The sequence below is a fragment of the Flavobacterium yafengii genome (assembly GCF_030010375.1).
GTDB lineage: Bacteria > Bacteroidota > Bacteroidia > Flavobacteriales > Flavobacteriaceae > Flavobacterium > Flavobacterium yafengii.
Genome location: NZ_JASCRY010000002.1, coordinates 80,149 through 103,482, shown reverse-complemented (window position 1 = coordinate 103,482; position 23,334 = coordinate 80,149). Strand labels below are relative to the sequence as shown.

The following is a 23,334-nucleotide window of genomic DNA, read 5'->3' as shown; positions in this document are numbered from 1 at the left end:
AGAGAGAAAAACTTATAATACTAATAATCCAAACTCTCTAAGGGTTTTAATAGGTTTTGAGTACCAAAATAATTCAAAGTCTTCAAGATGTGATTCGAAATTAGCTTTAACTTCTTGGTAATTATAAATTTTAGCATTCGAAACGGAAATTTTTAGCAGCATTTCAACCAACCATTCTCCTTCCTTTTTATTGGTTTGAATGGAGAAACTTTCTTTTTTATCATGAAAAGTCAAAGTCATCATTTCCCAAGAATTCCCTTTTTTAGATTTTGTAAAATGTTCAATAAATGGCTTCCCACCTAACCAAACGATTTTAGCCGTAGGTTTGATATTGAAATCATCGTCTTCCTGTAAGGCATCAAAAATAAAATCGGGTGAAATTTTAGTCTTTGGAATTTTAAACTCAAACCAATCCTGCAATTCATAATCAAAACAGATTCCGTGCATAAAATTGAATAAGGATTTCTTGAGTCCAAAACTGAATTTATCATGATCGATTCCTGTTGCATCGGTATAATTAATATCGTTATTGGCGAAAGTTCCAATTGCTTCGGTTTCTTTTATTACACCAAATTTCTCCGGATACAAACCCACTGGACTGTGCGCGGTCATCGCAAATTGATGCCAGAATCCCGATTGTAATACCCCAACTTCAAATAATTGACGCACCATTTCGAGACTATCCACCGTTTCCTGAATGGTTTGTGTAGGATAACCGTACATCAAATACGCATGAACCATAACGCCTGCTTCAGTGAAATTTCGGGTCACTTTCGCAACTTGTTCTACCGTTACACCTTTGTCTATTAATTTTAACAATCTATCGGAAGCGACTTCGAGACCGCCAGAAACGGCGATACAACCGGATGCTTTTAGAAGCAAACACAAGTCTTTGGTAAAGCTTTTTTCAAATCGAATGTTGGTCCACCACGTCACTGCTAATTTCCTGCGAAGGATTTCGAGAGCCAAAGCGCGCATCAAAGCCGGAGGTGCGGCTTCATCAACAAAATGAAATCCATTCTCGCCTGTTTGGGCAATCATTTCCTCCATTCGGTCGCACAATAAATTGGCAGCAACGGGTTCGTAAATTTTGATATAATCCAATGAAATATCACAAAACGTACATTTCCCCCAATAGCAACCGTGCGCCATGGTGAGTTTGTTCCAGCGGCCATCGCTCCACATACGGTGCATTGGATTCACAATTTCGATAACCGAAATGTATTTATCCAAAAGTAAATCAGAATAATCGGGAGTTCCCACTTGCGATTGTTTGTAATCGTGTTTTAGAGAATTATTTTTGTAAACTACTTTTCCTTCTTCCAATAGAAAGGTTCGTTTGTAGGAATTGTAATCTGGATTTTCAATATTGGAAATTAATTCTTCAATTGGCATTTCACCATCATCCAACGTAATAAAATCGAAAAACTCAAACACTCGGGCATCTGAAAGCGAACGCAATTCGGTATTGGGAAAACCACCTCCCATCGAAATCTTGATATTTGGATGATGCTTTTTCACCCATTGGGCGGAACGAAAAGCCGAATATAAATTCCCTGGAAACGGAATCGAAATTAGGAATAATGTAGGTTGAATAGTTTCTATTCGTTCTTTTAGAATAGAAAGAAGTAAATTATCAATATAAGTAGGTTCCTGCTGTAAAGCTTCGTACAATTCGTCAAAAGAATTCGCACTTCGTCCCAAACGTTCCGCATAGCGGCTAAAACCAAAATTAGCATCAACACATTCCACAATAAAATCCGAAATATCTTCCAGATACAAAGTCGCTAAATGCTTGGCTTTGTCTTGTGTTCCCATCGTTCCAAAAGCCCAATCGAGTTCTTCCAATTGTGCAAAACGGGACGCTTCCGGCAAGAAATCTTCCTGACATATTTGAAGTGCCAAGGTTGGATTTTTCCCTTGTAAAAAAGAAATTACGGGATCAATCGTTTTAAGGTATTCATCTTGTAAAGCGGAAATTCTTTGGCTATTGGGTGTTGGGTATTGGGTTTTGGATCTTGAGTAATTAAACAAATCTTCAAGTCCTTTTTTCGAAAACAATTTCAAAATCACTTCAATACCCAAATCCGCCTGCACAGACTCAATGTTTTTGGTGTTCAGAAACCCTTTGATATATGCGGTTGCCGGATACGGTGTATTCAGTTGGGTAAAAGGAGGCGTGATTACGAATAATTTGGTTTTCAAAAGGAATAAGTTTGGTGCAAAAATAAAGGTTAAAAATGGATTCTTAACAATTTAAAAATAGACATTTCCTAAACATATCTTAAACCAAAAAAACATAACTTTACTTTTTCTTACTTTAGCGACAAATTTAGAAACTCAAAACATGCCAACCGACTGTATCAGCTATCAGAATTCCGGATATTTTTCTGCTCTAATGAATGATTATTTAGAGGAAAAAAGCAATCTTCACTCTTTATACCATCGTTTTCCCAATCTTGGAAATTTTGAATCGCAAATTCAGGAGAAGCAAGCTAATTTTGATGATACTTCCAGAGCTACTTTAGTTTCTGTTTTGCAAAAACAATACAATACCGTTGAAACTTCGGCTTTAACAAATCAAAATATTGCCTCTTTAGCAAATTCCAATACATTTACCATTACCACTGGTCATCAATTGAATTTATTCAGTGGGCCATTGTATTTTTTGTACAAAATTATTTCAACCATTAATTTAACAACCGAATTAAAAGCAAAATATCCTGATTCAAATTTTGTCCCAATTTATTGGATGGCAACCGAGGATCATGATTTTGAAGAAATCAATTATTTTAATTTTAAAGGTAAAAAATTCCGTTGGAACAAAGAAAGCACTGGTCCTGTTGGTAGATTATCTACTGAAGGTTTAGCTGATTTCCTTGAAGTATATGCGCTGGAATTAGGTTCCAGTACAAATGCAAATACACTCAAAAAACTATTTGAAGATTCTTATCTCAATCACGATAATTTAGCCGATGCTACGAGATTTTTGGCCAATGCCCTTTTTGGCGCGTATGGCTTAGTCATTTTGGACGCAGATAATCAGGATTTAAAACGCAACTTCATTCCTTTTGTAAAAGAAGAATTATTGCAACAGTCATCCCATAAATTAGTATTGGAAACTGCTGAAAAATTAAAAGACTACACGGTTCAAGTCAATCCACGGGAAATTAATTTGTTTTATATCGAAGATGACATCAGAGAACGCATCATCTTTGAAAATGATACTTACAAAGTAAATCACACTAAAATCGAGTTTTCTGAAAGTGAAATTCTAACACTTTTAGAGAATCATCCAGAGAAATTCAGTCCTAACGTGATTATGCGTCCGTTGTATCAAGAAGTTATTCTACCTAATTTATGCTACATTGGCGGAGGCGGAGAAATCGCATATTGGTTAGAACTAAAATCCTTTTTTGCTGCTGCAAAAATAACTTTTCCAATCCTTCTACTTAGAAACTCTGTTCTATTAGCAACCGAAAAGCAAACTAAAAAAGCAGACAAATTAGACTTGAATTGGGCCGATTTATTTTCAAAACAGGATGATTTAGTGAATACTAAAACCAAACAATTATCAGATTTCCCAATCGATTTAACGCATTTGAAAACCCAATTGCAAAAACAATTTGAAGCGCTTTATGAAGTAGCAAATAAAACAGATAAATCTTTTATTGGAGCTGTAAAAGCACAGGAAGTAAAACAAACTAAAGGATTAGAAAATCTGGAGAAACGTTTGCTTAAAGCACAAAAAAGAAAATTAAGTGATGTTTTACAACGCATCACAGACTTGCAAAACGAATTATTTCCCAACCAAAGTTTACAGGAACGCCAAACTAATTTTTCGGAATTTTATTTAGAAAATGGTGACAATCTGATTCCAACATTGGTGAATCAACTCAAGCCTTTACAGTCTAATTTTGATATAATTACACTTCCTTAAAACCACCCAAAAACTAATGATCAAAGAACGCCTGATTTCACTGGATGTATTTAGAGGATTTACTATTTTATTAATGACCATTGTCAACAATCCAGGAAGCTGGGCGACAGTCTATCCTCCTTTATTACACTCTGATTGGAATGGTTGCACTCCCACCGATTTAGTTTTTCCGTTTTTTATTTTCATTATGGGCGTAGCTGTTTCTTTCGCAATGCCTACAAAAACTTTTGACAGTACAACTTTTAATAAAATAATGGTTCGCTCACTGCGCATGTTTTGTTTAGGGGTCTTTTTTAATTTTTTTGGAAAAATACAACTCTTCGGACTGGAAGGAATCCCGTTATTAATAGGACGATTAATCATAACAATTGGCGTAGGCTATGCACTTATGGGAAGTTTCAATCCAAAAGTCAAAACCTATTTAGCCGTTGCTATATTTGCTGTTTATGTATTCTTAGCTTACAGTGGTATTGAAGCTTATCAAGACGTGAGACTTCCCGGCGTTTTACAGCGCATTGGAATTGTATATTTTATAATATCTCTTTTGTATTTAAAAACTACCCAAAAAACACAACTTATAGTAGCTTCAACAATTTTATTAGGATATTGGGCAATAATGACACTGATTCCTGTTCCTGGAATTGGTCTAGTAAACCTTGAAAAAGGAACTAATTTAGCATCATGGATTGACAGTATTTTATTAAAAGATCATGTATGGGCAGTTACAAAAACTTGGGATCCAGAAGGAATTCTAAGTACTATTCCTGCAATAGCTTCCGGAATAATAGGATTGCTTATTGGTCAATTGCTAAATCGTCCATTACCAAAACTGGAAATTGCAAAAAGAATGGGAATCGCTGGGATCATTCTTATTATTCTTGCACTTTTATGGTCTATCGTATTTCCACTAAACAAATCATTGTGGACGAGCTCTTTTGTTTTATACACATCCGGTTTGGCAATACTTTCTTTGACTCTTTTTTATTATGTAATTGATATTGCAAACTATAAAAAATGGACAAAGCTATTTCTTATTTGGGGCGTAAATCCAATGATTGTATTCTTCTTTTCGGAAATAATCCCACAAGGATTGGAAATGATCCAATTTCAAAATCCTGAAATACCAACAGAACAAATCAATCTTCAAAATTATCTGTATAGTTTTTGGATTGCACCGGTTTTCAATAATCCTATGACGGCATCCTTAGCCGGAGCTTTGATTTATGTAACTATTTGGTCTTTCATTTTAGGGCTTTTTTATAAACATAAATTAATCTTTAAGGTTTAATTTTTAAAAAATCCTAATTAATCTTAAATAAACTCCTTTTAATTGGTGATTTATTAAAATAAACACATAAAAAAAGTTTACTTTTGCACCCAATTCGAAAAATTTAAAAAACAAAAAAATGGCTACTAATAGAACATTTACAATGATCAAGCCTGATGCTGTTGCTAACGGACACATCGGAAACATACTTGCAATGATTACTAATGCAGGTTTCAAAATCGTTTCTTTGAAATTAACGCAATTAACTGTTGCTGATGCTCAAGCATTTTATGAAGTTCACGCTGCAAGACCTTTCTACGGTGAATTAGTTGAATTCATGTCAAGAGGACCAATTGTTGCTGCTATTTTAGAAAAAGATAACGCTGTTGAAGATTTCAGAACTTTAATCGGTGCTACAAACCCAGCTGAAGCTGCTGAAGGAACTATCCGTAAAGCTTACGCAACTTCTATCGGAGAAAATGCAGTTCACGGTTCTGATAGCGATGAAAACGCAGCTATCGAAGGTGCTTTCCATTTTGCTGGAAGAGAGCAATTTTAATTCATGAATTAAGATTTAGAAAATCGTATAAATAAAAAATCCCGTTTCAAAATTGAAACGGGATTTTTTTATGACCAGGAAATCTTTAATCTTTAGTCTAAAATCATTATCTTAAAACCACATCCTTTACCACATCTCGACGCAGTTCTTCATTAATCATAGCCACAATTTTTGATTTACCATGACTTAATTCTTCCCGTAATACTGAAGAACTCAATTCCACATACAAAGTACTTCCTTTCAAAACCACATTTTTAGTGTAATTATTCACACCATTTCCCATCAGATTTTTCCATGCGTCTTTAACGTCAATTTGATCCATTCCAGGTTGCAGTTTATTCACTTGGATAATTTGTTTCAAAACATCCCCTATTGTACTTTGATTATTTAGCCGTTTTGCCATCGCCCAGTAAATTTATTGGTGTTGTTTTCTTGTAATGATATTCTATTTTTTCCTTGTTCAACAATACTAATTCTTCTGCTGACAAAGCAATTAACTCTTCACTCCATTTCATATAAGGTGTCGAATAATCCAAAAACACTTTGTCATCGGCAAATCGCACCGTTACGCTTTCATAAACATCATTCACTAAAAAAGTCCCGTCCAATTGCGGCATCACTTTCTTACGAATCCCTTTATTATTATCTATTTTAAAAAAATCATAACTTTCATTCATCCCGTAATTCTTGTCTTTCCCAGCATCAAAAACAACTTTTTCAATTTCCCAATATCCGTTTATTTTAGAAATGTCTACAGGCTTAATATTTTGCTGACATCCCACAAAAAGGAATGCTATAAAAAGAATGCTAAATGTGTTTTTCATATATTTATTATTTTTAGGAGCTGTTTCCTGCTTTTCGCTGCAATCTTTTTATCCGCAAAAAAAGCGGCTAAAAAGGATTTCCGCTTCCATCAGGGCTAGGCATTTTGAAGATACAACTCTTTTATTTTATACTACAAAGTTACTCTTATTAAATTCAAAGAAAACAAAAATAGCAGAAACACATTAAACTATTTTCTATATTTTTGGTCTTAAAGGAATTAGAAATAAATCAGTAACAAGATGTCAAAAATAATCTATAGTCTCCTCATCGTATTATTGTGTAGCAGCTGCAGTTCCGATACTACCGAACCAACTCCTACTCCAACACCTGCAGAAACAATCTATTTCCCGCCTTTAACTGGTACAACTTGGGAAACAAAATCTATTGCAAGTTTAGGTTGGAAACAATCCGCAGTTCAACCACTATTAGATTATTTAGAACTCAAAAATTCTAAATCTTTCATCATTCTTGTCAACGGAAGAATCGTAATGGAACATTATTTCAATGGTCATGACGCCAATGCTTTTTGGTATTGGGCAAGCGCCGGAAAAACGCTGACATCAACTGTAACAGGAATTGCACAACAAGAAAACCTCATCAACATCAATACTAAAGTTTCGCAATACATAGGAACCGGTTGGACCAGCTTGCCTTTAGCAAAAGAAAACTTAATTACAAACAAACATTTACTCAATATGACTTCCGGTTTAGATGATAGTACGGATGATGTTGATCCAGCAAGCCTAAAATATAAAGCGGATGCAGGAACACGTTGGGCGTATCATAATGCATATGTAAAATTACAGGATGTGGTTGCTCAAGCCAGCGGTCAAACCTGGAATTCCTATTTCAATACCAAATTGAAAGATAAAATAGGAATGGATGGCACATGGTTTCAATTAGGCAATAATTCCGTTTATGGAAGTACAACCCGCTCCATGGCACGCTTTGGTTTGTTAATATCCAACAAAGGAAAATGGGAAAGCAATACCATATTGAATGAGAACTATCTTAATGAAGCCACAAACACTTCACAAACTATAAATCTGGGCTATGGTTATTTATGGTGGCTGAATGGAAAATCAAGTTATCATTTGCCACAAAGCCAACTTCAGTTCAATGGTAGTTTAATACCAACTGCTCCAGCCGATATGTATATGGCGTTAGGCAAAAATGATCAGAAAATCTATGTTATTCCAAGCAAGAAAATGGTCGTTATCAGAATGGGAGATGTTGCAAATCCAGATAATCCAACTTTTGCTTTATCCGATTTTGATGAAACGTTATGGCAAAAAATTAGTGCTTTATACCAATAAATCTACTTGGTTTTCAAACGTCTCATAAAACCTAAAACAAAGAAAACCAATCCTATTATCAACAAAAAATAATAGAAACCAAGGCTTTTATCTCGAATAAGATTTGCCAATATAAAAGAAATGATACTCACTAAATAGAGATACATCGGAGGTGTGTTTTTTAAAGAAGAAAAATCCATTCTGATTATTATTTAAAAAAACTATCTACAAACTCATACTTATTAAAAACCTGAAGATCCTCAATTCCTTCTCCAACACCAATGTACTTTACTGGAATTTTAAATTGATCTGAGATTCCTATTACAACGCCGCCTTTTGCAGTTCCGTCCAGTTTAGTAACTGCTAAACAAGTAACCTCAGTAGCTGCTGTAAATTGTTTTGCTTGTTCAAAAGCATTCTGACCGGTTGATCCATCCAAAACCAATAATACATCATGTGGCGCATCACCAACGACTTTTTGCATCACTCGTTTTACTTTGGTCAATTCGTTCATTAAATTAATTTTATTATGCAAACGACCTGCAGTATCAATAATAACGACATCGGCATTTTGTGCCACTGCTGATTGTAAGGTATCAAAAGCTACCGAAGCAGGATCACTTCCCATATCTTGACGAACAATAGGAACGCCTACTCTATCCGCCCATATTTGTAACTGATCGATGGCAGCCGCACGAAAAGTATCGGCTGCACCAAGAACCACATTATAACCTGCTTTTTTAAACTGATAGGCTAATTTACCAATGGTAGTCGTTTTTCCGACACCATTTACCCCAACCACCATTAAAACATAAGGTTTCGTCTGGATTGGAATTACAAATTCAGTAGCTTCACCAGTATTTGTCTCTGATAATAAAGCAGCAATTTCTTCTCTAAGAATTTGATTGAGTTCTTCTATACCAAGATATTTATCTGAAGCAACACGATTTTCGATTCTGGTAATTATTTTTAATGTAGTATTCACACCAACATCTGAGGCAACAAGGATTTCCTCTAAATTATCTAAAACCTCCTCATCAACTTTTGACTTTCCGGCAACAGCTTTGGTTAACTTCGAAAAGAAATTTGTTTTTGATTTTTCAAGACTCTTGTCTAATGTTTGCTTCGCCTGTTCACTTAGGCTCGGGTCATTTTTCTCTGATGAAAATATTCTTTTGAAAAAACTCATTGTATAAATAGTATTAAGAATGAAGTATTTAAGTCCAAAGAACCAATACGTTTTTCTAACGGTAAATATAGAAAATAAAAAAGCTACTTCCGAATGAAAGTAGCTTTTCTATATAATGTGATTGCTAATTATTTCTTTTTCAAGAATTCATCAACAGCTTCAGGGGCCATAATAGATTCTACGAATGTATATGCACCTGTTTTTGGAGATTTCACCATTTTGATGGCTTTTGATAATCTCTTAGAAGATGTTTGTAACGATGCTACGGTTTTCTTTGCCATGATTCAAATGTTATTTAAATTTAAATAAAATCTCCAAATGTGACCATTTGAGATTTTTATTAAAATCTCTAATTATTATTTAATTTCTTTGTGAACAGTTACACGTTTCAAGATTGGATTAAATTTCTTAATCTCTAATCTGTCTGGTGTATTTTTTTTGTTCTTTGTTGTTATGTATCTTGAAGTTCCTGCAACACCCGAAGTCTTGTGCTCAGTACATTCTAAAATTACCTGGATTCTATTACCTTTCTTTGCCATCTTGCTATTTTTTTATTTTGGAATGGATTATTTAATAAATCCTTCTGACTGCGCTTTTTTCAAAACTGCAGCGATTCCATTTTTATTAATTGTTTTTATCGTAGATGCAGCTACTCTTAGAGTAATCCATCTATCTTCTTCTGGAAGATAAAAACGCTTTTTAACTAAGTTTACAGAAAATTTTCTCTTAGTTTTGTTCATAGCGTGAGAAACGTTATTTCCTACCATCGCTCTTTTACCTGTAAGGTCACAAACTCTTGACATTATACTTATCTTTTATCGTTATTCAAAATCAGGGTGCAAAGAAAAGAAAAATAAACCTATTAAGCAACAAATTTATTGCACATTTTTTAAAATTTCTTTCTGTAATAGTTCTAAACTTTTAATTACAGCTCTATCTATCACTTTTTCACGGGGTTGACCAAAATTAAATTCTTCAACAATTACTTCGCTTGGTGTTGCCAATGCAATAAAAACTGTTCCAACTTCTGCATTTGAGTCTCCTTTTGACGGTCCAGCGTTACCGGTTGTCGCAATTGCATAATCTGTTTTCATCATGTTTTTTACATTCAAAGCCATCGCCGAAACTACTTCTCTACTCACCACAGAATTTTCTTTTATGAGGCTTTCCGGAATGCCTAAAACATCGATTTTAACTTCAGTTGCATACGAAACCACACTTCCTTTAAAATACTTTGAAGCCCCAGAAACCGATGTTAATACTGCTGCAATCTTACCTCCGGTACAACTCTCGGCAGTGGAAATCGTTTTATTTTGCTTTGTAAGCATTTTTCCTACCACAACCTCTAAAGTTTCATCATCATCAAAACCAACGATAATATCATGGATTATAGCATCCAGTGTGTTTACATTTTCTTCGATAGCAGCTTCTAATTTTTCTTTATCTGTGCCACGGGCCGAAAGGCGCAAACGAACTCTTCCAGGCGCAGGCAAGTAAGCCAACTTAATAAATTCCGGAAGATTATTTTCCCAATCCTCTATCCGTTCCGCCACCATACTTTCACCTTGTCCGTACGTAAGAATTGTTTTATGGATAATATAAGGTCGTTTGTATTCCCGAACTACTTTTGGGATGATTTCATGCTCCACTACATACTTCATTTCATAAGGAACTCCTGGAAGCGAAATAAAAACGGTGTTTTCCTTTTTCATCCACATTCCTGGCGCAGTACCCACCTGATTGTGAAGCACCGTGCATTTTGACGGAACCAGCGCCTGATCTTTATTGATTTGGGTAATTGTTCGCTTATAAAAACCTTCTATAAGTTGCGTAACATGAGCCAGCACTTTTTGATCAACAATCAATTCATCATCAAAATAATCACAAAATGTTTTCTTGGTAATGTCATCTTTTGTCGGTCCTAAACCTCCAGTTATAATCACCAAATCGACTTTATTTTGAAGTACTGCAAACGTATCTAAAATGTGTTTTTTATCATCACTAATCGAAATCATTTCATTGATTTCAACACCAATTTTATCTAACGACTTGGCAATAAAACCAGAATTCGTATCGACAATTTGACCTATTAAAATTTCGTCACCAATGGTAACTATGGTTGCTTTCATTTTTTTGTGATTTTTTTATGGGATTGCAATCTTAAAAAAAGAAATGTATAAAATAGCACATTCAGTTTTTTTTTGCGTGAGGGATAAAAGTGAAAATCCTCTCTCGTTTTTTAACGAGAGAGATTGTAACGGATAGCCCGACCCGCTTTTTTAGCGGGTCACGCCCCAATATTACAAATCGAAATCTTTTTTGATTTCTTTGATAGCGTCGTTAACTTGGTTTTTTACGCTCTTAAAAGTTTCTTTGATGTCTTTCTTTTTACCTTCGGCTTTGGTCCAGGCTTCGATTTGGAGAATCTCTTCAAAAGCCATATTTAAACCCATTAAATCAAGCGTAGGTTTTATCTTGTGTGCATAAGCATAAGCATGCTTGTGATCTTTCTTTTTTATTCCTTCTTTAATTTGAAGTAAATCGTCTGGAACTTCGGTAACAAATAAAGTCAAAATTTCATTTACAAATTCCGCATCGTTGTCTGAAAGTGCGTACACTTTTGAAAGGTTGTAGTTTATAGCCATTATTTTACTTGTATTCTAAATAGTTGTTGTCCTTCTAAAAATCCTTCCAAAACATCATCTGGCTTTACAGCAGCTACTCCTTCTGGAGTTCCCGTAAAAATAATATCTCCAATTTTTAAGGTGAAGAATTGAGAAACGTATGAAATTAGTTCGTCAATTTTCCACAACATGTGACTGGAATTACCCTTTTGCACCGTTTTATTGTTGTTGGTTAATTCAAAAGTAATATTTTCTAATGAACTAAATTGATTTTTCGGCAAAAATTCACCTATAACTGCCGAGCCGTCAAATGCTTTTGCTTTTTCCCAAGGCAAGCCTTTTGCTTTTAATTTTGCCTGTAAATCACGAGCTGTAAAATCAATTCCAACACTAATTTCGTCATAATATTTATGCGCAAACTTAGGCTCGATGTATTTACCAACTTTATTTATTTTGACAATAATTTCAATTTCGTGATGAATATCTTCCGAAAATTCCGGAATTACAAATGGATGTTGTTTCAATAAAACGGCCGAATCCGGCTTCATGAAAACTACAGGCTCAGTTGGTCTTTCATTGTGTAATTCCTTTATATGATTGGTGTAATTTCTACCGATGCAGATGATTTTCATTTCTTATTAATTAAAAAATTTAATGATTGAAAAATTCAAAAATTAGCTTAATTTATTATTCAGTTTTCGAAGTTTAATTGCAGTCAAAACTTTTTTGGTGTATAACGGAAAATCAGCATTTTGTATCCAGCTGAAATAACCAGGTTCAGTTTCCAGAATTTTATCGACTTTTACCCCTTTGTGTTTTCCAAAAGTAAAAATCTCTTCATCATCCTTGTCAAAAGCAATCATTCCTGCGAAATCAGCGATTTTCTTTCTTGTAGTAAACTCCGACAATGATTTCATATCATTTTCCAGTTCAGGATAACGATCCAGTTGCGCTTTCAAAATTTCGTAAGTCGCCATGGTATCTGCTTCTGCTGAATGTGCATTCTCAAGCGTTTTTCCACAATAAAACTTGTGAGCTGCACTTAAAGTACGTTCTTCCATTTTATGAAAAACGGTCTGTACATCAACTGAAACTCTGTTTTTCATGTCAAAATCTACTCCGGCACGTAACATTTCCTCTGCCAATAACGGAATATCAAAACGATCTGAATTAAATCCAGCCAAATCACTGTCTTTAATCATATTATAAACCTGTGCTGCCAGCTCATTAAAAGTAGGTTCATTCACTACTTTCTCATCGGTAATTCCATGAACCGCTGTTGTTTGTGGCGGAATTGGAATCGTTGGATTCACTAACCACGTTTTACTTTCTTTGTTTCCGTTTGGAAAAATTTTGAATATTGAGATTTCTACAATTCTATCTTTTCCGATATCGATTCCTGTGGTTTCAAGATCGAAAAAGCAAATTGGTTTATTGAGTTTAAGTTCCATTTTTAAATTTTGTGTGACTACAAATATAGAAATTTGGGTTTAATTTCATTTAAAGTTCAACGTTTAAAGTTCCAGAAAACCTCAAAAAAAGAAAACCCGATTGATTTTTAAAAATCAATCGGGTTTTTATTGTAATTATAAACTTTTAAACATCTCTGTTTACATCAAAAGCTTCTAAGTATTCTGCAACTCTTTTTACAAAACTACCTCCTAATGCTCCATCAACTACTCTATGATCATAGCTGTGCGATAAGAACATTTTTTGACGAATTCCGATAAAATCTCCTTCAGGAGTTTCAATTACTGCCGGCATTTTACGGATTGCTCCAAGAGCTAAAATCCCCACTTGCGGCTGATTGATAATTGGCGTTCCGAAAACACTTCCAAAAGTCCCCACATTCGTAACCGTATAAGTTCCACCTTGCGTGTCGTCCGGTTTTAGTTTTCCAGCTTTTGCGCGACCTCCTAAATCGTTTACCGCTTTTGCCATTCCTACTAAATTTAGTTGGTCTGCGTTTTTAATAACAGGAACAATTAAATTTCCGTTTGGTAACGAAGCAGCCATTCCTAGGTTGATGTTTTTCTTTTTAATGATATAATCACCATCTACAGAAATATTCATTCCAGGGAAATCTTTCAGCGCTTTAGCAACTGCTTCCATAAAAATTGGCGTGTATGTCAATTTCTCCCCTTCTCTTTTTTCGAAAGTAACTTTATTTTTCTCTCTCCATTTTACAATATTCGTCACATCCACTTCAATAAATGATTGTACGTGAGCCGAAGTTTGCACAGAAGCGACCATATAACCCGCAATCAGCTTGCGCATTCTGTCCATTTCTATAATTTCATCCCCACCGCTTACTGATACCGGAGCCGCTTTTTGAGCCACTGGAGCCGCTACTGTTTTTTGAACTGGAGCCGCAACTACAGGTTGGCTTGTTCTATTTTTTACGTATTCTAAAATATCATTTTTAGTTACTCTTCCTTCTTTTCCTGTTCCAGAAATCGCTGCTAATTCAGCTACAGAAACACCTTCTTCTTTGGCAATGTTTTTTACCAAAGGCGATAAGAATTTTTCAGAATCAGAGAAATCAGCAGGAACCGCAACCGCTTCTTTGGCTACTTCAACTGTTTTTTCAATAATTGCAACTTCAGCAGGAGCAGCAACTTCTTGAACTGTTTCAGTAACAGCTGCGCTATCCGTTTCAATAATGGCAATCGTTTGCCCTACTTGAACTAAATCATCTTTACCGAACAGTTGTTCGACTAAAATACCCGAAACTTCGCTTGGCACTTCACTGTCTACTTTATCAGTAGCAATTTCAAGTACCGCTTCATCGGCTTCAATTTTGTCTCCAACTTGTTTCAACCAATTTGTAATGGTCGCTTCTGCAACGCTTTCTCCCATTTTCGGAAGCTTTAATTCAAATCTTGCCATATTGTTAACCTAAAAGGTGATTTTGATTTTCAGTTTGCGAAATTACTAAATATTTTAAACATAAATTACATTAAATGTAATTTTTTACTCTATTTCTATAATCTCACCTCTCTCGTTACTATTGTTACTTCCTATTAAAAATTTAGCGTTTTTTGGTATAATTTTAAAGGTAAACCTTTTATTCCTTGAAGATTCGAGAATTGCAATACATTCTTTAAAAGAAATGAATTCGTTATCTAAAATAACTTCTGTGCTTATTTTACTTTTAATAGAAGACGAAATTACCATTTTTTCTGTTTTCAAATCGTGAAACAGGACTTTTTTTTGCAAAACTAAACGGAGTTTATCTACTAATTTTTCGTTAGCCGAATACAATAGATATGATTTTGGAGCGATTTTTATTCCTGGTTTCCCTTGAAACATTTTTACCAAAGAGAAAAAGACAATTCCTATTTTCATAAAAAGCGAAAACAATAAAGAAATTTCAAAATGCTTTTTGTAAAAGAAATGCATCGCTTCCTGAAACCGCTTCATATACGTTTCGTCCTTATTGGTACTTTCTCCTTTATAATGGATTACAGTGGTGTCATGGAAGTAATAATTAGACTTTCCTTCTTTCAAAACTCGATACGACAAATCAATATCATCAGAATACATGAAACAATCTTCATCAAAACCGCCCAATTCAAGGTATAAATCTCTTTTCATAAACATAAAAGCACCCACAAGAATGTCTACTTTTCCAGTTTGGTTTTCGTTTAAATGTTGTGCGTAATACTTCCCGAATGTTCCCGACTTGGGAAATAATTTGTACAAACCCGTGATTTTGGTAAAAGCGACCCAAGGTGTAGGAACGCTACGCTTGCTTTCCGGCAGAAATTTTCCGGTTCCATCGATGAGTTTGCAACCCAAGATTCCTAAATCAGGTTGTTTTTGGGCGAAAGCCAATACTTTGGTAAACGTATCTTCGGCGACAACGGTATCCGGATTGAGAATGCAGATGTATTCTCCTTTGGCTTGGGCTACACCTATATTATTGCCTTTTGGAAAACCTACATTTTCATTGTTTTGAATGAATTTTACGTTTGGAAAACGCTGTTTCATCATCGCACAACTGTCATCAGGGGAATTATTATCAATTACAATGATTTCGCTGTCAATGGTTTCTAAAGCACTTTGAACGCTTAAAACACATTGCTCGAGAAAATAGCGAACGTTGTAATTGAGAATGATGACGGATAGTTGCATTGAGCAAATATAATTAGAAAACTTGCCAATTAAAAAATTAGAAAATTATCCTACTATTTTTCTTTTTACCTCTTCACTCGGATAGGTTTCTAACTTCCCTTCATTCAATTGATCCAAAGCCTCATGAATATCCTTTATATACTCTTTTTCAGGAATTGGGTTTCCATCTGTGTCATAACCTACACTATTTTCTTCATCAAGAAGTTTTGCTATTTTACTAAGAATCTTATTGTCGTTACTATTTAAGATTCTTTGCGTGATGTTGATTTTTAAAGTCTCCGTTTTCATGATACAAATTTTTAACTACTCAAATTTACGCTATTTTATTGAAGATTAAAAAACATGTTTCTTCTTAGCCCCGATAGAGCCGGTATCCTTTGAGAGGAACGAACAAAGATAAAGGCGAAAGCGGGAACGATAGCCACAAATAAGACCAAATCTTTCGCTCCTAAAAAATAGGCTGCCGTTTTTAGTTTTAACATTACTTAAACCACAAAAACTTGAAACTTGATGTAAATGAATTACTTTTGCAAAAAAGTTATGTTTCGCAACGCAGGCATAGCTTTCAATTTATAACTCATATCTTACAAAGTGAATTACCTTTCTGTTGAAAATATCTCGAAATCTTTTGGTGAACGTACGTTGTTTAAAGACATCTCGTTTGGAATTAATAAAGATCAAAAAATTGCCTTCATAGCCAAAAACGGTTCTGGAAAAACAACTATTATGAGTATCATTAATGGTCTTGAAGAATCCGATACCGGACAAGTCGTGTTGAGAAAAGGCATCAAAATGGCATTTCTTTCGCAAAACAATAATTTACAGGAAGAATTAACGATTGAAGAAAGTATTTTCGCATCGGATAACGAGACTTTGAAAGTGATTGAAGCGTATGAAAAAGCATTAGAAAATCCCGAAGATGAAGAAGCCTACCAAAAAGCTTTTGACGGAATGGATCAGCACAATGCCTGGGATTTTGAAACGCAATACAAGCAAATTTTGTTCAAGTTGAAGTTGGAAAATTTCAAACTGAAAGTAAAAAATCTTTCAGGTGGACAGAAAAAACGTTTGTCACTGGCTATTATTTTAATTAATCGTCCCGACTTATTAATTCTGGATGAACCTACGAATCACTTGGATTTAGAGATGATTGAATGGCTGGAAAGCTATTTTGCCAAAGAAAATATTACGTTGTTTATGGTGACGCACGACCGTTTCTTCTTGGAGCGCGTTTGTAACGAAATCATCGAACTGGACAACGGAAAATTATACCAATACAAAGGAAATTACTCGTACTATTTAGAGAAAAAAGAGGAACGCATCGCATCCGAGAATTCGAGTGTGGATAAAGCACAGAATCTTTTTGTGAAAGAACTGGAATGGATGCGCCGTCAGCCAAAAGCGAGAACGACAAAATCGAAATCGCGTCAGGATGATTTTTATGAAATTAAGGAAAAAGCACAAAGTCGCCGTCGTGAAAATAAAGTAGAGCTTGAAATTAACATGGAACGCATGGGAAGCAAGATTATCGAGCTTCACAAAATCTCCAAAAAATTCAAGGATCATGTCATCATGGATAATTTCAGTTTTGATTTTCAACGTGGCGAACGTATTGGAATCATTGGAAAAAATGGAACCGGAAAATCAACTTTCTTGAATTTATTAACCGGAACTATTCCTCTTGATGGTGGAAAAGTGGTGATTGGCGAAACGATAAAAGTAGGTTACTACACGCAAAGCGGAATCAACCCAAAGCCGGGTCAGCGCGTTATTGATGTGATTAAGGAATACGGAGAATTCATTCCGTTGATGAAAGGGAAATTGATTTCGGCTTCGCAATTGTTAGAGCGTTTCTTGTTTGATGCTAAAAAACAATATGATTTTGTGGACCGATTGAGTGGTGGAGAATTGAAACGTTTGTACTTGTGTACGGTTTTGATTCAGAATCCTAACTTTTTGATTCTGGATGAGCCTACCAATGATTTGGATATTGTAACCTTGAATGTTTTGGAAAGCTTCCTTTTGGATTATCCGGGTTGCCTTTTGGTGGTTTCTCACGACAGGTATTTCATGGATAAAATTGTGGATCACTTATTCATTTTTAGAGGTGATGGTGTGGTCGAAGATTTTCCTGGAAACTATTCTGACTTTAGAGCCTACGAAGACAGTACTGATGTAGCTCAAAAAGAGGAAAACAAAGCCGAAAAGAAAGACTGGAAACAAAATAATCCAACTGGAAACCTGACGTTCAACGAGCAAAAAGAATTCCAGAAAACAGAGAAAGAAATCAAGGATTTAGAGCTTCAGAAAGTAGCTATTGAGCAATTATTCTCAGACGGAAAAATTGGGGAAAGCGACATTGAAAAGAAAGCTAACGAATTGAGAAACATCATCAATAAAATTGAAGAGAAAGAGGAACGATGGTTTGAGCTGAGTGCGAAGATAGAAGGATAATACTTTATTTTATACTATTTACAACCCCAACACTTTTAGCGGTAACGCTGGAAATGTTGGGGTTATTTTTTTTTAGGCAAAAAAGAAAAAGGAATTCCTAAACTTACAACAGATAGAAAGTCATTTTAATGATTTGTAAGAATAATTAAATATATTTGAAAAAACAAAACACAGCTACGGTTTTTTCATAATGCTCCTAATTCTATGGAAAATATAATTACAGATAGACTTTTGCTAATACCTTTTACAAAAGAAATTGCTAATATCATTTTAAGCGGTGATTTTACTAAACTTATTGAAATGGGGTTTCATTTAGGGAAAGGATATCCGGATGAGGAAACTTTAGATACAATTCCTAAAATACTGCATAATCTGAATTTAGTTCAAGAACCCACAGGCTTTGAATCTTGGATGATCGTTTTGAAAGATGAAATGACAATTATTGGTGATATCGGATTTAAAGGCATACCTAATCATTTAGGAGCAATAGATATTGGTTATGGCATAATTGATAGTGAAAGAAAAAAGGGTTATGCTAGTGAAGCCACTCGTGGTTTAATTAAATGGGCTTTTTCAAACTCCGAAGTTACTTTAATAACAGCTAAATGTCTTTTAGAAAATATCGATTCTTCAAAGATATTAACTAAATTAAATTTTAAAGAAGTAGGAAGGGATAATGAAATGATTCACTGGGAGCTACAAAATTAAATTTTAAAATTTCACAAAACGCTTCAATTGTTTAGGTATATAGACGTTTTTATAGCAATGATTTTTTGTCAACAATATTAAAGACACAAATCCAAAAAAACAAAAAAACCACAACCGAAATCGAATTCTGTTGTGGTTTTTTGTTCTATAAATCTGAAGGTTCCACCAAGGAATAGGATTACAATCCCGGATTTTTCTACCAATCTATTTTTTCAATAAATATTATATGCAATCAAAATAATTTCTAAATAGAAAGTACTTTGCATTTCAAAGTTGCGTATATTTGTAAAGTAAAAACACTGAAAGTGAACCTTATTAAATATTGAAAACTACACTTTCGAATTATGCACAACCAAATTAATCTATAAAACTAAAAATTATGATTATGGAAAACAAAAGACTCATTGGCATTGTCCTCACAGTAGTTTTTTTACTGTTCATCCCATTAATAGCAATGCAATTCACAAATGAAGTAAACTGGAATCGGTCCGATTTTGTAGTCGCTGGCGTTCTATTACTCGGTACAGGTCTTATCTGTGAGCTTGTAATGAGAAAGGTAAAAAAAACCAATCATCGAATCATTCTCTGTACAATTATTCTGGTAGTGCTTCTCCTTATTTGGATAGAACTTGCAGTTGGCCTTTTCGGGACACCGTTCGCCGGATCGTAAACAGTAAACCGTGATTGCGGATTTGTAAACTGTACACAAAGCGAAACAATAAAAAACCACAACAGAATTAGATTTTGTTGTGGTTTTTTATTTTATAAATCTGAAGGTTCTACCAAGGAATCGGATTGTAATCTTTCAAAAACTTTCCACACCAATGTTTTCCCGTATTGATACCGTCAAACAACGGATCCATAACTCGCGCTGCTCCATCCACAATGTCTAATGGCGGCTGAAAATCCTCTTCTTCCTGTTTTCTTTTGGCTAATTCTGCCGGATCTTCGTCGGTTACCCAACCGGTGTCGACCGCATTCATAAAAATGCCGTCTTTTGCCAAAGTTCCCGAAGAAGTGTGCGTCAGCATATTCAAAGCGGCTTTGGCCATATTGGTATGCGGATGGCGGTCTTCCTTGAAAAAACGATGAAACTTTCCTTCCATTGCCGACACATTGATGATATGTTTTTTTCCAGTGTTGTCTTTCTTCATCACTTCCGAAAGGCGGTTACACAATACAAAAGGTGCTACGGAATTCACTAACTGCACTTCTATCATCTCCGTGGTTTCTATTTGTCCCAATCGCAAACGCCAGCTGTTGGTTTTTCTCAAATCGACTTGTTGCAAATCGGCATCGAGTTCTCCTTCCGGAAAAACTTCGTTTGCCACGAGCGCATTATCAAACGAATACGGAATCTGGGATAATTTGGCGGAAGCCCGCAACCCAATCCCAGGCTCTGGTCCGTGCCAAGTCACCGGCATATTTTGATTTGGAGAAGCTCCAGATGTCAATACTTTTAATTCATCCAAACAATTGGTATGATCCAATAATAATTCTTGCGCTTGTTTGGGCAAAGAAGCGATAGAACGCTCTTCGTTTTCCATTAAATGCGTATAGAATCCGGCAGGACGTCTCACGGTTTGCGCTGCATTATTGATTAGAATATCCAATCGCTCGTATTTTTGCTCAATAAAGTTGCAAAAAATCTCCACACTCGGAATGTGTCGTAAATCCAACCCATGAATTTTCAAACGATGTCCCCAATCCATAAAATCAGCTTCCTTAGAGAAACGCAAAGCGGAATCCACCGGAAAACGAGTCGTTGCAATAACGGTTGCTCCACCACGCAACAACATCAACGTAATGTGATACCCAATTTTTAGACGAGAACCTGTAATAACGGCAACTTGTCCGTTTACGTCAGCAGTTTGAAAACGTTTGGCATAATTAAAATCACCACAATCGGTACACATCGTATCATAAAAGTGGTGCATTTTAGTAAATTCCGTTTTACAAACGTAACAATTTCGTGGAGTTTCCAGTTCTAATTGCTCTTTGTGAGCGAGATCATGTGAAGCCAATAATTTTGGTGCCACAAAAATACTCGCTTCACGCGCATGCCGTATCCCGGTTTCCTTTCGGGCGGTTCGGTCCCGTTTTTCCATTTTGCGCTTAGCAGCCACTTTTCCGTCTTTTTTTCTTCGGGAAAGCTCGTCACGATCGGGTCTGGAAAACATTCCTGCCGCTTTGATTAAGGCTGTTCGTTGTTCTTTCGGGATATCAAATATTTGGTCGGTATCGGTATTTAATTGTGCCAAAATAGCGATGCATCGGTCAATTTCTTCTGAGCTTATGGCCCTTTTATGTTCTATTTGTTCAATCATCATCGTAAAAAATGGATATTATCCTTGGTGCAAATTCCAAGGGCGCAAAGATAGGCTTTAAAGTGAATAGTGAGTGGTGAATAGTAATAATTCGGGCACTAAGCCATTCACGATTCACTTCTCACTCCTTATGACTTTTTTGTATCTTCGCGCCTACCTTGCAACTATCACTATGCTGTTTCAAATAAAATCGTATTTACAATTCCTTTGGCACTCAAAAAACGAGCATGCTGTACATTCTCCGTTTGTATTTAGTTTACTGACAAAATGTTTTTATGATAAAAAATCAAAACCCGAATATGCTATTTTAAGAAAGTACCGAAACTCGCTTTTAGCAAATAACAATACGATTGAAGTAACTGATTTTGGTGCGGGTTCGAAAGTTTTCAAATCGAATACAAGAGTTATTTCCAAGATTGCTAAAACAGCAGGAATTTCTTCGAAGCGAGCCGAATTATTATTTAGAATCACCCATTATTTTCAGCCCCAAAGTATTTTAGAAATCGGAACATCGTTAGGATTGGCAACTGCTGCGCTTTCTTTAGGGAATTTGAAAGCAAAAATAATCACTTTAGAAGGTTGTCCTAATACAATGGCAATTGCAAAAAGTCAATTACAATTGTTCCCTTTTGATAATGTAAATTCAATCGTAACCGAATTCAGTAGTTATTTGAATGACTTTCGACTTTCGACTTTCGACTTTAAACTCATTTACTTCGACGGCAATCACTCCAAGAAAGCAACACTAGACTATTTCGATTTATTACTTCCTACTATTACAAACGAAACCGTTTGGATATTCGATGACATTCATTGGTCACCAGAAATGGAAGAAGCTTGGAAAATTATCAAAAAACATCCAAAAGTGACTGTAACTATTGATACGTTTCAATGGGGATTGGTGTTTTTTAGAAAAGAACAACCCAAAGAGCATTTTGTGATTCGTATCTAAAAAAAAATGACAGCCATCCCTGACTGTCATTTCTAACATTGAATTAATTATTCCTTATTCTTTAGCTTTTTTCATTTCTCCTGATTTTGCTCCCATTCTGTTCACAGTGTACATTGGTGCAAATTTCAATTTTAAACTAGCAATTTTTCTGTTATCATCACCTGAAAGTCCTTCTTTTTCAACAGTATTTTTTCTGCTGTCCAATGCTTCATACATCAATTTAATTTCATCCCAGTCTTCACGAGAATAAGCATCTTTATTTGTTTCAACAGTACTTACAAATTGTTGATAAACACCAAGAATATTGTCTTTGTTTACCCAAGTAAAGCTCATGTCATCCCCTATTTTTCCTTCACCAAACAAAGCATTTCTTAGTTGTTGTTTTGGGTTTGCAGCTACAGCAGCTTGAGCATTCTCTTGCATTTCAGCTTCATATTTAGCTTTCAAAGCTTCGTATTTAGCAGTTGCAGCATCAAGACGTTCTTGCGCTTCTGCGTTATCTTTCATATTAGCTAAAGCTGCTTGAGCATCTCCGCTTCTTAATTGATACGTAGCTTCAATTCCTTGCCAGTTTGCTTTAGCATCCTCTGAAGCAACATTTCCTAATGAATCAACATACATTACATACGTATCTACCGTTTTTTCTGCTTGTTGAGCTTTTTCATCTTTACATGAAGTAAATCCTAAAGCGATTACCGCTATTCCTAACACCATTTTTGTACTTTTCATAACTACTTGATTTGATTAATATTATTATGTAAATTTAAGCAACATTATTCGATTCATAATTATAATCCAAAAATATTATAAATATTACATATAATTATGAAATAACAAGAAATAAAGTGTGAATTACATAAATTAACCCTGAAATAGTATAAATAATTACGGCTGATTTTATGTATTAAAAATCACATTTTAAAAGAAATAAGCAAAAATTGCAAGTGTTTGATTTTAAAAAAGTTAGCTTGTATTTAAAATTGAAGCCGAAAATGTAACAAATTTTAAAAAACAACTACTTATTAATAATTGAAAAGTCTTTTGTACTTTTAAAATC

At 34.9% G+C, this 23,334-nt stretch carries 24 protein-coding genes; 7 read left to right on the top strand and 17 right to left on the bottom strand.

What is annotated here, in order from left to right; all coding sequences use genetic code 11:
- Positions 1-12: 12 nt before the first annotated feature.
- Complete coding sequence (locus QLS97_RS08010) at positions 13-2,205, bottom strand: B12-binding domain-containing radical SAM protein (protein WP_282715732.1); 2,193 nt, start codon at positions 2,203-2,205, stop codon at positions 13-15.
- A 142-nt stretch (positions 2,206-2,347) separates the two neighbouring features.
- Between QLS97_RS08010 and bshC the strand changes: the two genes are divergently transcribed.
- The 3 genes from bshC (at position 2,348) to QLS97_RS07995 (ending at position 5,766) form a co-directional block, all read left to right on the top strand.
- On the top strand, positions 2,348-3,940 hold the full coding sequence (gene bshC / locus QLS97_RS08005) for a bacillithiol biosynthesis cysteine-adding enzyme BshC (RefSeq protein ID WP_282715730.1): 1,593 nt from the start codon (positions 2,348-2,350) through the stop codon (positions 3,938-3,940).
- Between the two features lie 16 nt (positions 3,941-3,956).
- Positions 3,957-5,228 carry an acyltransferase family protein gene (locus tag QLS97_RS08000; protein ID WP_282715728.1) on the top strand — a complete coding sequence of 424 codons (1,272 nt, stop codon included), beginning with the start codon at positions 3,957-3,959 and terminating at the stop codon, positions 5,226-5,228.
- A gap of 118 nt (positions 5,229-5,346) precedes the next feature.
- Positions 5,347-5,766, top strand: a complete 420-nt coding sequence (locus QLS97_RS07995; protein ID WP_113634352.1) for a nucleoside-diphosphate kinase — start codon at positions 5,347-5,349, stop codon at positions 5,764-5,766.
- A 106-nt stretch (positions 5,767-5,872) separates the two neighbouring features.
- Here QLS97_RS07995 and QLS97_RS07990 read toward each other — a convergent pair whose 3' ends face one another.
- Both QLS97_RS07990 and QLS97_RS07985 read right to left on the bottom strand, forming a co-directional pair.
- Positions 5,873-6,169, bottom strand: coding sequence for a DciA family protein (locus QLS97_RS07990; protein ID WP_282715726.1), 297 nt, complete (start codon positions 6,167-6,169; stop codon positions 5,873-5,875).
- Positions 6,150-6,590, bottom strand: a complete 441-nt coding sequence (locus QLS97_RS07985) for a lipocalin family protein (RefSeq protein WP_282715725.1) — start codon at positions 6,588-6,590, stop codon at positions 6,150-6,152. Before QLS97_RS07985 ends, QLS97_RS07990 begins: the two co-directional genes overlap by 20 nt.
- 240 nt (positions 6,591-6,830) lie before the next feature.
- Here QLS97_RS07985 and QLS97_RS07980 point away from each other — a divergent pair, with 240 nt between their 5' ends.
- Entirely contained in the window at positions 6,831-7,907 is a 1,077-nt protein-coding gene (locus QLS97_RS07980) for a serine hydrolase domain-containing protein (RefSeq protein WP_282715722.1), read from the top strand.
- 2 nt (positions 7,908-7,909) lie between these two features.
- Here QLS97_RS07980 and QLS97_RS07975 read toward each other — a convergent pair whose 3' ends face one another.
- The 12 genes from QLS97_RS07975 to QLS97_RS07920 all read right to left on the bottom strand — a co-directional run bounded on the left by QLS97_RS07975 (position 7,910) and on the right by QLS97_RS07920 (position 16,124).
- A complete protein-coding gene (locus tag QLS97_RS07975) occupies positions 7,910-8,086 on the bottom strand; it encodes a hypothetical protein (RefSeq protein WP_282715720.1) in 177 nt (58 codons plus the stop codon).
- Positions 8,087-8,094: 8 nt separating this feature from the next.
- Positions 8,095-9,075 (bottom strand): signal recognition particle-docking protein FtsY, encoded by a 981-nt coding sequence (gene ftsY, locus QLS97_RS07970; protein ID WP_282715718.1) that lies wholly within the window; start codon positions 9,073-9,075, stop codon positions 8,095-8,097.
- Between the two features lie 128 nt (positions 9,076-9,203).
- Complete coding sequence (locus QLS97_RS07965) at positions 9,204-9,356, bottom strand: DUF4295 domain-containing protein (protein WP_073370281.1); 153 nt, start codon at positions 9,354-9,356, stop codon at positions 9,204-9,206.
- A gap of 75 nt (positions 9,357-9,431) precedes the next feature.
- Positions 9,432-9,614, bottom strand: coding sequence for a 50S ribosomal protein L33 (gene rpmG / locus QLS97_RS07960; RefSeq protein WP_017495179.1), 183 nt, complete (start codon positions 9,612-9,614; stop codon positions 9,432-9,434).
- Between the two features lie 27 nt (positions 9,615-9,641).
- A complete protein-coding gene (gene rpmB / locus QLS97_RS07955; protein WP_024980263.1) occupies positions 9,642-9,878 on the bottom strand; it encodes a 50S ribosomal protein L28 in 237 nt (78 codons plus the stop codon).
- Between the two features lie 72 nt (positions 9,879-9,950).
- Complete coding sequence (locus tag QLS97_RS07950; RefSeq protein ID WP_282715716.1) at positions 9,951-11,204, bottom strand: competence/damage-inducible protein A; 1,254 nt, start codon at positions 11,202-11,204, stop codon at positions 9,951-9,953.
- Positions 11,205-11,375: 171 nt separating this feature from the next.
- A complete protein-coding gene (locus tag QLS97_RS07945; RefSeq protein WP_282715715.1) occupies positions 11,376-11,720 on the bottom strand; it encodes an Hpt domain-containing protein in 345 nt (114 codons plus the stop codon).
- Positions 11,720-12,331, bottom strand: coding sequence for a fumarylacetoacetate hydrolase family protein (locus QLS97_RS07940; RefSeq protein ID WP_282715713.1), 612 nt, complete (start codon positions 12,329-12,331; stop codon positions 11,720-11,722). The genes QLS97_RS07945 and QLS97_RS07940 overlap by 1 nt, the downstream gene beginning before the upstream one ends.
- A 42-nt stretch (positions 12,332-12,373) precedes the next feature.
- Entirely contained in the window at positions 12,374-13,150 is a 777-nt protein-coding gene (locus tag QLS97_RS07935; RefSeq protein WP_282715711.1) for a 3'-5' exonuclease, read from the bottom strand.
- Positions 13,151-13,295: 145 nt separating this feature from the next.
- Positions 13,296-14,588 (bottom strand): dihydrolipoamide acetyltransferase family protein, encoded by a 1,293-nt coding sequence (locus QLS97_RS07930; protein WP_282715710.1) that lies wholly within the window; start codon positions 14,586-14,588, stop codon positions 13,296-13,298.
- A gap of 84 nt (positions 14,589-14,672) precedes the next feature.
- Positions 14,673-15,836, bottom strand: a complete 1,164-nt coding sequence (locus QLS97_RS07925) for a glycosyltransferase family 2 protein (protein WP_282715708.1) — start codon at positions 15,834-15,836, stop codon at positions 14,673-14,675.
- Between the two features lie 45 nt (positions 15,837-15,881).
- A complete protein-coding gene (locus QLS97_RS07920; protein ID WP_282715707.1) occupies positions 15,882-16,124 on the bottom strand; it encodes a hypothetical protein in 243 nt (80 codons plus the stop codon).
- A 303-nt stretch (positions 16,125-16,427) separates the two neighbouring features.
- Here QLS97_RS07920 and QLS97_RS07915 point away from each other — a divergent pair, with 303 nt between their 5' ends.
- Both QLS97_RS07915 and QLS97_RS07910 read left to right on the top strand, forming a co-directional pair.
- Positions 16,428-18,290: an ABC-F family ATP-binding cassette domain-containing protein gene (locus QLS97_RS07915; RefSeq protein WP_282715705.1), complete on the top strand. Its 1,863-nt coding sequence runs from the start codon at positions 16,428-16,430 to the stop codon at positions 18,288-18,290.
- Positions 18,291-18,494: 204 nt separating this feature from the next.
- On the top strand, positions 18,495-18,998 hold the full coding sequence (locus QLS97_RS07910; RefSeq protein ID WP_282715703.1) for a GNAT family N-acetyltransferase: 504 nt from the start codon (positions 18,495-18,497) through the stop codon (positions 18,996-18,998).
- Between the two features lie 779 nt (positions 18,999-19,777).
- Here QLS97_RS07910 and QLS97_RS07905 read toward each other — a convergent pair.
- On the bottom strand, positions 19,778-21,328 hold the full coding sequence (locus QLS97_RS07905) for an SDR family NAD(P)-dependent oxidoreductase (RefSeq protein ID WP_282715701.1): 1,551 nt from the start codon (positions 21,326-21,328) through the stop codon (positions 19,778-19,780).
- 169 nt (positions 21,329-21,497) lie between these two features.
- On the opposite strand from QLS97_RS07905, the gene QLS97_RS07900 reads away from it, so the two are divergent.
- Entirely contained in the window at positions 21,498-22,277 is a 780-nt protein-coding gene (locus QLS97_RS07900) for an O-methyltransferase (RefSeq protein ID WP_282715699.1), read from the top strand.
- 54 nt (positions 22,278-22,331) lie between these two features.
- On the opposite strand, the gene QLS97_RS07895 is transcribed toward QLS97_RS07900, so the two are convergent.
- Positions 22,332-23,006 carry a hypothetical protein gene (locus QLS97_RS07895; RefSeq protein WP_282715697.1) on the bottom strand — a complete coding sequence of 225 codons (675 nt, stop codon included), beginning with the start codon at positions 23,004-23,006 and terminating at the stop codon, positions 22,332-22,334.
- Positions 23,007-23,334 lie beyond the last annotated feature (328 nt).